Genomic DNA, 11,470 nt, shown 5'->3' on the forward strand with positions numbered 1-11,470 from the left:
GGCGTGAAACCGGCGCTCGGTCCGGCCGCCGGCGCGGCGCCCGATGCGGTGCCGCTGCTCGGGCGCTTCGAGGAGCTCGTGGCGCTCGCCACGGCCAAGCGCGACATCCAGCTCAAGACCGTGCTGGAGCGCGACGTCCGGCTGGTGCGCTTCGAGGACGGCCATCTCGAGATCGCGCTCGAGCCGAACACGTCGAAGGCGGCGATCGGCGACCTGTCGCGCCGGCTCGGCGACCTCACCGGGCGGCGCTGGATGGTGGTGGTCTCGTCCGAGCAAGGCCAGCCGACGCTGCGCTCGCAGCAGCAGGCGCGCGAGGCCGAGGCCAAGCGCGGCGTGCTCGCCGACCCGCTGGTGCAGCGGGTGCTGGAACGATTCCCCGGCTCCGAGGTCGTCGACGTGCGTCGGCGCGACGTCGAGCCGGAGGCGCCGGCCGCCGCCGCGTTGCCGCCGGCGCCGGAGCCCGACGACGACGGCGACACCGACGAGCCGCCGCCGGTGTGGGACGAGAGCGCCTACGGCTCGCATGCCATGCCGGACGATCTCGACGACGATTTTTGAAGAGCCCGGCGCCGTCGGGGCGGAGCAGAAGGCTCCGCCCCGCGCGCGCCGACCGGATACGACCCGCGGGGCCGCGCCCCGCTCATTGCGAGAGGCAATCATGGCGAACATCCTGGGCCTGATGAAGCAGGCCGCCGAGCTCAAGGGCAAGATGGAGGCGCTCCAGGCGGAGCTCGAGCAGATCGAGGTCGAAGGCGCGGCCGGCGGCGACATGGTCACCATCACGGTGACGCCGAAGGGCGAGATCAAGAAGCTGAAGATCGACCCCTCGCTGATGAAGCCCGACGAGACCGAGGTGCTGGAGGATCTGATCGTCGCGGCGCACGCCGACGCCAAGCGCAAGGCCGACGCGCTGCTCGCCGAGAAGATGCAGGCCCTCACCGGCGGCCTCCCGATCCCGCCCGGCATGAAGCTGTTCTAGGCGGACGACCCTCTGCCTCGTCATGGCCGGGCTCGTCCCGGCCATCCACGTCTTCTTCCACGGCCTGCGCCGACAGCGTGGATGCCCGGCACGAGGCCGGGCATGACGGCTCCGAGAGTGCAACACCCCCATGAGCGCCGGGCCCGAGATCGAGCGTCTGATCCAGCTCCTCGCCAAGCTGCCCGGGCTCGGGCCGCGCTCGGCGCGGCGCGCCGCGCTGCATCTCGTCAAGAAGCGCGATCTGGTGATGGCGCCGCTCGCCGCCGCCCTGCAGGCCGCCATGGACACCATCACGGTGTGCCGGGTGTGCGGCAATCTCGACAGCAAGAATCCCTGCACGGTGTGCAGCGATCCGCGCCGCGACCCGAGCACGATCGTGGTGGTGGCGGACGTCGCGGATCTGTGGGCGCTGGAGCGCGCCAAGGCCGTCAACGCTCGTTATCACGTCCTCGGCGGCACGCTGTCGCCGCTCGACGGCGTCGGGCCGGACGACCTCGCGATCGCGTCGCTGGTGACGCGGGCGCACGACCCCGCGATCGGCGAGGTGATCCTCGCCCTCGACGCGACGGTCGACGGCCAGACCACGGCGCACTACGTCACCGAGCTTCTGGCCGACGCGAACGTGAAGGTGACGGGCCTCGCCCACGGCGTCCCGGTCGGCGGCGAGCTCGACTATCTGGACGAGGGCACGCTGACCCAGGCGATCCGCAGCCGCACCACGATGGGGTGAGGGCGAAAGCCCCTGGCGGCCGATATCACCCGTCACCCTGAGGTGCCCGGCGAAGCCGGGCCTCGAAGGGCGACGGCCCGGGCCGCATCCTTCGAGGCTCGCTGCGCGAGCACCTCAGGATGACGGATCGAGACCAGGGCCGGGGCGCGGACCTCACGGTCCGCGCCCCGGAATGACGACAAGCCTCACTCCACCTGGACGCCGCTCGCCTTGATCGGGGCGGCCCATTTCTCGATCTCGCTCTTCACGAACTTGGCGAGATAGTCGGGCGTCATGCGGTCCGGCGACACCACGACGGCGCCCAGCGAGGCGAGGCGCTCCTGCACCCACGGCGTCTTCATGGTCTCGACCAGCGCGGCGTTGAGCTTGTCGACGATCGGCTTGGGGGCACCCTTCGGCAGGAAGATCGCGTTCCAGGTATAGGCCTCGACCTGCGTGCCCTCCTCGGTCGCCGAGGAGAGGTTCGGCAGCGCCTTCGAGCGGTCCTTGGTGAGGATGGCGATCGGCTTCACGGCGCCGCCGTCGATCTGCGGCTTGGCCGTCGAGATCATGTCGCACAGATAGTCGACCCGCCCGCCCTGGAGGTCCTGCATGGCCGGCCCGGTGCCGCGATACGGCACGTGGGTGACCGGCAGGCCGGCCGCCGTGTTGAACACCACGCAGGCGAGATGCGAGGCCGAGCCGGCGCCCGCCGAGGCGAACGTCATCTTGCCGGCATTGGCCTTCGCATAGGCGACGAACTCCTTGTAGTTGCTGACCGGCAGGTCCTTGCGGATGACCAGCACGATCGGCACGTCGGCGAGCAGCGCGACCGGGGTGAAGTCGCCCTCGGCGTTGTAGAGCGGGCGCTTGTAGAGGGTCTGGTTCTGGGCGTGGGTGCCGACCGTGCCGAGCACCATGGTGTAGCCGTCGGGCGCCGCGTTGGCGACGCGCTGGCTGCCGTTGCCGCCGCCGGCGCCGCCGACGTTCTCGACCACCACCTGTTGGCCCAGCACTTCGCCCAGCCGTTGCGCGACGATGCGCCCGAGCACGTCGGTCGGGCCGCCGGCCGCGAAGGGGATGACCATGGTGACGGGGCGGTTGGGGTAGTCCTGGCCCTGCGCGGACGCGATCGCCGGCGCGGCGAGCGCCAGCGCGGCGGCCACCAGCAGCCTGAAAGCGGAGCGGAGCATCGGTTCCTCCTTGTTTGTTCGGAGCGTTCGATTATGGAAATGAGCGTCTAGACGACAATCCAGGGCCGCCAAGGTCGCAGGAAAAGCGGAAAACGGGAAGGCGAAAATGGTGCCGATGCGGATCGGAATCGCGGGACTCGGCGCCATCGGACGGGCGGTCGCCCGGGCGCTGGCCGACGGGATGCCGGGGCTGGAGCTCGCGGGCATCGCGGCGCGCGACCACGGCAAGGCGCGGGCCTGGCTGGACGCCCAGGGCATAAGCTGCCCGCTGGTCAAGCTGGAGGCGATGCCCTCGCATGCCGACCTGGTGGTCGAATGCGCCCCGGCCGCGGTGCTCGACGCCATCTGCCGGCCGATGCTGTCGGCCCGCAAGAAGGCGATGGTGCTGAGCGCCGGCGCGCTGCTGTCGCATCCCGAGCTGATCGAGCTGGCGAGCCACAAGGGCGGCCAGATCATCGTGCCGACCGGCGCGCTGATCGGCCTCGACGCCGTCACGGCGGCGGCGCAGGGCACCATTCATTCGGTGCGCATGACGACCCGCAAGCCGCCGCGCGGGCTCGCCGGCGCACCGCATCTCGTGAACAACAACATCTCCGTCGAGAACCTGACAGAGCCCAAGCGCGTCTTCGCCGGCACGGCCCGCGAGGCGGCCGCGGTCTTCCCGGCCAATGTCAACGTGGTGGCTGCGCTGGCGCTGGCCGGCATCGGGCCGGACCGCACGACGATCGAGATCTGGGCCGATCCCGGCGTCGACCGCAACTGCCATGCGATCGAGGTCGATTCGGACTCAGCCAAGTTCCAGATGTCGATCGAGAACGTCCCCTCCGAGAACCCCCGCACCGGCCGCATCACGGCCCTCTCGGTCCTCGCCGCGCTGACCAAGCAGCGCGCGCCGCTGCGGGTGGGGACGTAGGCGGGCCGGCGACGCACGGGCGCGACCCCGTCGCGGACCGACGCCGGGCAACCCTCTCCGCCCTCGTCCTGAGGTGCTCGGCCGCAGGCCGAGCCTCGAAGGGCGCGGGCGGCCCCGGCGTAGGCGGCCGCATGTCCGGGGCCGGGGGCCGCATGGTTCGAGGCTCGCCTCCGGCGAGCACCTCACCATGAGGGGCGATGGCGTGCCGCACAAAAAGCGAGGCCACACTACAAACGACAATGGCCGGGACGAGCCCGGCCATGACGTGACAGGAACCATCTGGGGCGCGGCGCGTCGCGCCGCGCCCGGGACACGAGGCCTCGCCGGAGGCAGCGTCCCCGAAACGATCAGTCCTTCGCGCGCTCCACATACGTCCCGTCGGCCGTGGAGACGACGATGCGGGTGCCGACGCCGACGTGCGGCGGGACCCCGGTGCGCAGGCCGTTCGACAGCACGGCCGGCTTGTAGGACGACGACGCCGTCTGGCCCTTCATGGCCGGCTCGGTCTCGACCACCTCGAGCACCACGCGCTGCGGCAGCTCGATCGCCACCACCACGCCCTCGTGGACCGAGAGCTTGCACTTCATCTCGGGCTGCAGATAGACGGCGAGGTCGCCGATCACGTCCTCGGCGGCGGCGACCTGCTCGTAGCTCTCCATGTTCATGAAGTGGAAGCCGTCGCCGTCCTGATAGAGATACTGGTACTCGCGCTCCTCGACATGGGCGCGCTCGACCTGGTCGGTGGTCTTGTAGCGCTGCGACGACTTCACGCCGTCGGAGAGGCGACGCATGTCGAGCTGAGTCACCGGGGTGCCCTTGCCGGGATGGATGTTCTCCGCCGTGAGGACGACGTAGAGCCTGCCGTCGAGATCGACGATGTTGCCCTTGCGGAGCGAGCTGGCGATGACCTTCACGTGCGTAGATCCTTGCTGCGGGGAGGCCGGGGCGCCTGCGCGAAGCGGCGACGAACCCGGGAACCGGCGGTTTCGCGTGCAACATACTGATCCTTTGGCGGTTCGCCAGTTCTTTTCGGCGCGGCCCCGCCCCGCCGGCGGGCCGCCGGGCGGGATGGTGAAGGCGGAAATCCTCTCGATGAATCAACGACGAATGCCGCGAGGCCGGGCATGACCGCGGCGTCGCCCTGGTGGACGCCGCACGTCCATGCCGACCGCCGCCCGCTGCTTCTCGCCCGCAACCGCATCGCGGCCGGCGTCCGGGCGCGCTTTTCCGCCGAGGATTTCGTCGAGGTCGACCCGGCCGCCTTGCAGGTCTCGCCCGGCAACGAGGCGCATCTGCACGCCTTCGCGACCGAAGCCGTCGGCCCCGACGCGACGCGGCGGCCGCTCTACCTCCACACCTCTCCAGAATTCGCCTGCAAGAAGCTGCTCGCCGCCGGCGAGCCGCGGCTCTTCGCCTTCGGCCACGTCTTCCGCAACCGCGAACGCGGCGCCCTCCACCACCCCGAGTTCACCATGCTGGAGTGGTACCGGGCCGGCGCGCCGTGGACCGCCGTGATGCAGGACTGCGCCGATCTGCTGGCCCTCGCCTGCGAGACCACCGGGGTGCGGCGCGTCGCGTTCCGGGGCGCCGAGGCCGACCCGTTGGCGCCGCCCGAGCGCCTCACCGTCGCCGAGGCCTTCGCCTGCTATGCCGGCATCGACCTGCTGGCGACCGTCGCGGGCGGCGACGACGACGCCGAGACCGACCGCGACGCCCTGGTCGCGGCCGCGACCGCGGCCGGCATCCGCACCGCCGCCGACGACACCTGGTCGGACGTGTTCAGCCGCGTCCTGGTGGAGCGCATCGAGCCGCATCTCGGCATCGGCCGGCCGACCCTGCTGACCGAGTATCCGGCCGCCGAGGCGGCGCTGGCGCGGCGCGCCGCGCAGGATCCGCGCGTCTCCGAGCGGTTCGAGCTCTATGTCTGTCGGGTCGAGCTCGCCAACGGTTTTGGGGAGCTGACCGACGCCGTCGAGCAGCGGCGGCGCTTCGCGGCGGAGATGGCCGAGAAGGCGCGCGTCTACGGCGAGACCTATCCGCTCGACGAGGATTTTCTGGCGGCACTCCCGCTCATGCCGGAGGCCTCCGGCTGCGCGCTCGGCTTCGACCGCCTGGTCATGCTGGCGACCGGCGCGCCGTCGATCGAGACGGTGATCTGGACGCCGGTGGCCTGAGACGGGTGGCTCGGACCGAAGGTCCGGGTCAGGTGAGGGGGCGCCTCCGCGAGTCTGAGCTTTACGGAGGCGCCCCCTCATCCCGACCTTCTCCCCGCCCGCGGGGAGAAGGAGCGCGGGCGCCGTGCCGCGGTTCCCTCTCCCCGCCGCGCGCGGAGAGCTGAAACGGCCCCGCCTTGTGACGGCCGCCCCAACGGCGTATCGCTGCCGCCTGAGAGGGCCCCCGATGACCGCGCAGCGCAAGACACTCAGGACGGCGGAGGAGCTCGCCGCGGCGGGCCTCGTGCGTCCCGCCGACGCGCCGCTCCTCGACGCGGTCGCGGCCCGCTACGCCGTCGCCGTGTCGCCGGCGATCGCCGCGCTGATCGACCCCGCCGACCCGGACGATCCGATCGCCCGCCAGTTCCTCCCCGACCCGGCCGAGCTCGACACCGCGCCCGAGGAGCGTCTCGACCCGATCGGCGACGACGCGATGAGCCCGGTCGAGGGCGTCGTGCACCGCTATCCGGACCGGGTCCTGCTCAAGCTCGTCCATGTCTGCCCGGTCTACTGCCGCTTCTGCTTCCGCCGCGCCATGGTCGGTCCCGGCGGCCGGCCGACGCTGTCGCCCAAGAAGATCATGGCGGCGCTCGACTACATCCGTGGCCGCCGCGAGATCTTCGAGGTGATCCTGACCGGCGGAGACCCGCTGATCCTGGCGCCCGACAAGCTCGCCGTCGTCGTCCAGGCGCTCGGCGCCATCCCGCACGTGAAGGTCGTGCGGGTGCACACGCGGGTGCCGGTCGCGGTGCCGGAGACGGTGACGCAAGCGTTGGTCGACGCGCTGAAGATTCCCGGCAAGGCGACCTATGTGGTGCTGCACGCCAACCACCCGCGAGAACTCACGGACGACGCGCGAAAAGCCTGTGACAGGCTGATCGACGCCGGCATCCCGATGCTGTCGCAGTCGGTGCTGCTGAAGGGTGTCAACGACGACGACAAGACACTGGCCGAGCTGATGCGCAGCTTCGTCGCCGCGCGGATCAAGCCGTACTACCTGCATCACGGCGATCTCGCGCCCGGCACGACGCATCTGCGGACGACGCTCGCCGACGGTCAGGTGCTGATGCGCCGCCTGCGCGGCCGTGTGTCGGGCCTGGCGCAGCCGACCTATGTGCTCGATCTGCCCGGCGGCGCCGGCAAGGTGCCGGTCGGCCCGACCTATGCGACGCCGGTCGCCGGCTGCGAGCCGGGCGGCCCGGCGCATTGGGAGGTCGAGGACCTGCAGGGCCGCTCCCGCGTCTACCCGCCCGGTCCCGACGACGCCGAGCCGGTGCCGGAGGACGACGGCGGCACGCCCGGAACCGAGGCCTGAGCGGCACCCGTCGTCAGGCGGCCCGAGTCCCGGCGCCGCGCCGGTCGCGCCGCTCCGGGCCGGCATAGCCCGGATCCTGCCGCCGGCGACGATCGAGCGCACCGGTGCGCAGGTTCTGGAAGAACGCCGCGACCTCCTCGGACAGCCGCGTCGCGTGACCGGCGAGCGCCTCGGCCGTGGTGAACACGGCGCCGGCCGAGCGGCTGGCCTGCGCGACCGCGTCGCTCACCACCGCGATGTCGCCGACCAGCGTGGCGTTGCCCGCTGCCGCCTGCTGGGCGTTCTGCGAGATCTCGCGGGTCGCGGCGCCCTGCTGCTCGACCGCGCTGGCGATCGTCGCCGTCACCCGGCTGATCTCCTGCATGGCGGCGCCGACCTCGCGCACCGCGACGACGGCGTCGCGGGTCGAGACCTGGATGGCGTCGATCTCGCCGGCGATCTCGGCCGTCGCCTTGGCGGTCTGCGCGGCAAGCGCCTTGACCTCCTGGGCGACGACCGCGAAGCCTTTTCCCGCCTCGCCGGCGCGCGCCGCCTCGATGGTGGCGTTGAGGGCCAGGAGGTTGGTCTGGGCCGCGATCGCCTGGATCATCTCGACCACGGCGCCGATGCGCTCGCTCATCGTCGCGAGGCTCTCGATCTCGGCGACCGAGCGGCCGGTCTTGGCGTCGGCGGCCGTCACCACGGCGGTCGCCTGGGCGATCTGGCGGGCGATCTCGGCGACCGAGGCGGACATCTCCTCGGCCGCCGCCGCGACCGTCTGGACCGAATGCGCCGCCTGCTCGGAGGCACCCGTGGCGGCACTGGCGCGGCCCGAGGCCTGCGCCGCGACGCCGTCGATCGTCTGCGCGTTGGTGCGCATCTCGCCGGCGCTGTCGGACACGGCCGTCACGACGCCTTCGATGGCGTCGCGGAACGCCGTGATGGCCGCCTCGATCTTACGGTTCTGCTCGGCGAGCAGCGCGGTGCGGGCGTGCTCCTCGCGCTCGGCGTCGACATGCGCCTTCTCGACCGCCTTGAGCTTGAACGCCTCGACGGCGGCCGCGACCTCGCCGATCTCGTCGCGCCGGCCCAACCCCGGCAGCTTGACGTCGAAGTCGCCGTCGGCGAGCCGGCGCATGCCGGCGGTGAGCGCCCGCAGCGGGCCGACGATGCCGCGGTTGAGCAGCAGCGCGAGACCGAGCGTCAGCACGAGCACGATCGCGCCGATGACGAGCGCCGTGGTGCGCGCCTCGGCGAGCGCCGCGACGGCGCCGCTGCGATCGACGCCGAGCACGAAGACGCCGATCGCCTCGCCCTTGTAGTCGCGCACCGGCGCGGCGACGACGGCGTGCTCGACGCCGGCGACCGGCAACGTGACCATGTCCGACGGGGCGGCGAGCGCCGTCGTGATCTGCTCCGGCGTCAGCGCCGGCAGCTCGCGGAACGTCGACGCGTAGGAGTCGAAGCCGTTCGGCGTCTTCAGCAAGAAGGCGACGTCGGCGCCGGTGGAGCGCTTGAACGCCTCGAAGAACGGCTTGCCGAACGACATGCCGATCTCGACCGTGCCGACCTGCCGGCCGTCGTGAGACACCGGCACGACGCCGCGGATGCCGAGCCCGGCGACGCCGCTCTCCAGGCCCGAGACCGACTTGCCGGTGCGGTTGACCTCGACGACGGTGTGCCGGAACGCGCTGAGATCGTCGCCGAAGCTCTCCGGCTTCTGATGCACGCGCAGGAACGTCGTCGCCGGCGCCGTGTGGAACTGCATCTGCACGATGCCGTGCCGGTCCTTCAGCGCCTTGAAGCCGGGCACCAGCATGGCGTGGAGCGTCGCGCGGTCGCGCGCCGCGAAGGCCGCCTGGATCGTGCCGTTGAGGGCGAGGCTGTCGGCGAGCGCGATGGCGCGCGCGGCGTCGTCGGCGAGACGGCCGGAGAAGAACGCCTGCAGCACCGCGAGCTCGTGAGCGGCGGCTTTCTCCGACATGCGGCTGGAGAGCCAGAGATTGCTCGCGGTCGTCGCCGCCACGGCGAGGACGACGCTGGCCGTGATCGCGGCCGCGAAGCGCATTCCGATGGTCGTCCGGCCTAGCCGATGCTGCACGTCCGTCATCAGCCACTCCTTACCAATGAGCTAACCGATCCTGAGACTTCCCTATTCCCACCAGTTGCGGAAATACGTTCCAATACTTCGCTTAACTTTACGTTTCGCACCCGCACGCGCCAGAAACGGAAGCGCCGCCCCCGACCGGGTCGGGAGCGGCGTGGGTCCAATCCGGGCCGATACGCGATCGCGGTGCTGCGGCCTCACGCGGCCGTGCGGCCACGGTCGCGGCGCTGGCGACGGTCCGGGCCGGCATAGCTCGGATCGCGGCCCTTGCGGCGGTCGAGCACGCCGGTGCGCAGGCTGTGGAAGAACGCCGTCACCTCGCCGGAGAGCCGCGAGGCCTCGGCGGCCAGCGTGTCGGCGGCGCCGAAGACGGCGCCGGCGGCCCGGCTCGCGTCGCCGACCGCGGTGCTCACGCGGCCGATATTGCCGGTGAGCGTGGCGTTGCCGGCGGCGGCCGACTGGGCGTTCTGCGAAATCTCCCGCGTGGCGGCGCCCTGCTGCTCGACGAGTGGGCGGACGCCGAACCGGCCGCGGCCACGACGCCGGGAGCAAAGCCCGACGCCGAGGCAGCCACACCACATTGTTTGGTTTAATGCGTGGATTTGAATGAATGGTTACGTCGACCGTTCACCCTGCGGGACTTGGCCGTCGTCAGCACCCATGGCGTGACGGCGTGACCGTGAGTGAAGTATCCGGCCTCTACGGCTCGTCCCCGCGAAGTCGCTACGGGATGCACACATCGCGCGCCATGCATAGGAGCGTCATGCGCGGGCTCGACCCCATAGGCGCTAAGATAAGGTTGGGCATTGGGTCATCTGGAGGCGTCGTCGGCGGGACGGCTCGGTCCATTGGCGTTGGCGGCTGCGGATGATGTCGAGGATGGTTTCGAGATCAGGCGGCGGCGCGATGATCGCGAGCACGACGGCGCTGACGAGCGTCACCGTGCACCACATCGAGAGCTGACGACGGAGGCTCTCCGGAGGGGGAAAGTGCGCCGACCGCGGCGATCATGTCGTCGACCAGCAGCGCCAGCAGAAGATGCGCATGGAGCCATGCGCGGGCGAGGTCGGGATCTTTGGCCGGCAGCCGGTCGATATGCAGGATCGACTTCAACCGCTTGAAGGCGAGCTCGATCTGCCATCGGACCCGGTAGAGGGCGGCGAGTTCCTCGGGCGGAACGTGGGCCCGATCGAGCGAGGTGAGGAGCACGAGGTGATCGGCGGCCGCGAGCGTTCGCGGATCCGTCCGGCGCTGGTTCTTGCGGCTCGCCCGCCGGGCCTTGGCGCGCGCCTGCGCGGCCGCCTCGGCAGGCTTGCGGATCACCACGAGACGCAGGGCCAGGGGCTCGAAGACACGATGCGCCTTGTGAACGAGCACCGGGAGGTCGAGCATCCCGTGGCGGCTCGCTTTCGCGAACAGAGCGAGCCAGTCGATCGGGGTCCCGTCCGGGTCGGTCAACTGAAGGCTGTTCCAGGTCAGGCGAACCAGAACGTCGGCGCCTTCCGCCACGGTGTTCCGGATGCCGTCCGGCTGCGGGTAACCCCGATCGCCGAGCCGGATCTCGCCTTCGCTCACCCGCGACAGGTCGAGCCGCTCGCCCACCCGGGTCGTGGTGATCGCCGCGTCGACGATCCGCGCCTGCCGGGCGTCGTAGCACAGGTGCAGCCGCCACACCCGGCCGCCCGGCCCCTCCAGCCGGCTGCTGTCGACGATCCGGATCGGCCGATGCGGGAGCGGCCCATCCGTCTCGGCGAGACCGCTCAGACGCGCCGCGCACAGGCTCTCCAGCCAGTCCGCCGCGCGTCTCAGCCGGTCCAGAATCGCCACGTCCGACACGTCGGCCAGTCCGAGGGCCGCCGCCGTCGCCGCCAAGCGGCGCAGCGAATACCCGCCCGGCCCGTACATCAGGGCGAGCCGCAGCAGATCCACGGCGCTGCGAATCCCGCGGGCGCGCACGAACGCCTTCAGCTCCCGAGCCGACGCGGTCAGTGCCGCTTCACCACCGAGCCCCTCGACGAGCCGATCCCACTCGGTCGAATCAAGATGGTTCCTTGCCATCTCC

10 protein-coding genes and 1 pseudogene are annotated in these 11,470 nt (G+C 71.4%); 6 read left to right on the top strand and 5 right to left on the bottom strand.

Annotated features, from left to right (window positions below; genetic code table 11):
• The 3 genes and pseudogenes from CCR97_RS27250 to recR all read left to right on the top strand — a co-directional run.
• A pseudogene (locus CCR97_RS27250) lies at positions 1-558 on the top strand (hypothetical protein); the annotation flags it as partial.
• Positions 559-658: 100 nt separating this feature from the next.
• Complete coding sequence (locus CCR97_RS27255) at positions 659-979, top strand: YbaB/EbfC family nucleoid-associated protein (RefSeq protein ID WP_111360790.1); 321 nt, start codon at positions 659-661, stop codon at positions 977-979.
• A 130-nt stretch (positions 980-1,109) separates the two neighbouring features.
• Complete coding sequence (gene recR / locus CCR97_RS27260) at positions 1,110-1,709, top strand: recombination mediator RecR (protein ID WP_201160058.1); 600 nt, start codon at positions 1,110-1,112, stop codon at positions 1,707-1,709.
• A 185-nt stretch (positions 1,710-1,894) separates the two neighbouring features.
• On the opposite strand, the gene CCR97_RS27265 is transcribed toward recR, so the two are convergent.
• Positions 1,895-2,881: a tripartite tricarboxylate transporter substrate-binding protein gene (locus CCR97_RS27265; RefSeq protein WP_170146104.1), complete on the bottom strand. Its 987-nt coding sequence runs from the start codon at positions 2,879-2,881 to the stop codon at positions 1,895-1,897.
• A gap of 115 nt (positions 2,882-2,996) precedes the next feature.
• Here CCR97_RS27265 and CCR97_RS27270 point away from each other — a divergent pair, with 115 nt between their 5' ends.
• Positions 2,997-3,794 carry an aspartate dehydrogenase gene (locus CCR97_RS27270; RefSeq protein ID WP_244670701.1) on the top strand — a complete coding sequence of 266 codons (798 nt, stop codon included), beginning with the start codon at positions 2,997-2,999 and terminating at the stop codon, positions 3,792-3,794.
• A gap of 347 nt (positions 3,795-4,141) precedes the next feature.
• Here the strand turns inward: CCR97_RS27270 and efp are convergent, their stop codons facing one another.
• A complete protein-coding gene (gene efp, locus CCR97_RS27275; RefSeq protein WP_111359446.1) occupies positions 4,142-4,708 on the bottom strand; it encodes an elongation factor P in 567 nt (188 codons plus the stop codon).
• Between the two features lie 210 nt (positions 4,709-4,918).
• On the opposite strand from efp, the gene epmA reads away from it, so the two are divergent.
• Positions 4,919-5,968, top strand: coding sequence for an EF-P lysine aminoacylase EpmA (gene epmA / locus CCR97_RS27280; RefSeq protein WP_111359447.1), 1,050 nt, complete (start codon positions 4,919-4,921; stop codon positions 5,966-5,968).
• 226 nt (positions 5,969-6,194) lie between these two features.
• Positions 6,195-7,322, top strand: a complete 1,128-nt coding sequence (locus CCR97_RS27285; protein ID WP_111359448.1) for a lysine-2,3-aminomutase-like protein — start codon at positions 6,195-6,197, stop codon at positions 7,320-7,322.
• 13 nt (positions 7,323-7,335) lie between these two features.
• On the opposite strand, the gene CCR97_RS27290 is transcribed toward CCR97_RS27285, so the two are convergent.
• The 3 genes from CCR97_RS27290 to CCR97_RS27300 form a co-directional block, all read right to left on the bottom strand.
• A complete protein-coding gene (locus tag CCR97_RS27290; protein WP_111359449.1) occupies positions 7,336-9,411 on the bottom strand; it encodes a methyl-accepting chemotaxis protein in 2,076 nt (691 codons plus the stop codon).
• Positions 9,412-9,605: 194 nt separating this feature from the next.
• The gene (locus tag CCR97_RS27295) at positions 9,606-9,989 is read right to left on the bottom strand and encodes a hypothetical protein (protein ID WP_201160060.1); all 384 of its coding nucleotides are present in this window, start codon (positions 9,987-9,989) and stop codon (positions 9,606-9,608) included.
• A gap of 310 nt (positions 9,990-10,299) precedes the next feature.
• A complete protein-coding gene (locus CCR97_RS27300; RefSeq protein WP_207199602.1) occupies positions 10,300-11,364 on the bottom strand; it encodes an IS4 family transposase in 1,065 nt (354 codons plus the stop codon).
• Between the last annotated feature and the right edge of the window lie 106 nt (positions 11,365-11,470).

Source organism: Rhodoplanes elegans (genome assembly GCF_016653355.1).
GTDB classification, from domain to species: domain Bacteria; phylum Pseudomonadota; class Alphaproteobacteria; order Rhizobiales; family Xanthobacteraceae; genus Rhodoplanes; species Rhodoplanes elegans.

What these genes read in the sequence shown, in the direction of transcription:
- CCR97_RS27255 (WP_111360790.1), top strand. Translation starts at nt 659, where the DNA reads ATGGCGAACATCCTGGGCCTGATGAAGCAGGCCGCCGAGCTCAAGGGC.
- recR (WP_201160058.1), top strand. Translation starts at nt 1,110, where the DNA reads ATGAGCGCCGGGCCCGAGATCGAGCGTCTGATCCAGCTCCTCGCCAAG.
- CCR97_RS27265 (WP_170146104.1), bottom strand. Translation starts at nt 2,881, where the DNA reads ATGCTCCGCTCCGCTTTCAGGCTGCTGGTGGCCGCCGCGCTGGCGCTC.
- CCR97_RS27270 (WP_244670701.1), top strand. Translation starts at nt 2,997, where the DNA reads ATGCGGATCGGAATCGCGGGACTCGGCGCCATCGGACGGGCGGTCGCC.
- epmA (WP_111359447.1), top strand. Translation starts at nt 4,919, where the DNA reads ATGACCGCGGCGTCGCCCTGGTGGACGCCGCACGTCCATGCCGACCGC.
- CCR97_RS27285 (WP_111359448.1), top strand. Translation starts at nt 6,195, where the DNA reads ATGACCGCGCAGCGCAAGACACTCAGGACGGCGGAGGAGCTCGCCGCG.
- CCR97_RS27290 (WP_111359449.1), bottom strand. Translation starts at nt 9,411, where the DNA reads ATGACGGACGTGCAGCATCGGCTAGGCCGGACGACCATCGGAATGCGC.
- CCR97_RS27295 (WP_201160060.1), bottom strand. Translation starts at nt 9,989, where the DNA reads ATGTGGTGTGGCTGCCTCGGCGTCGGGCTTTGCTCCCGGCGTCGTGGC.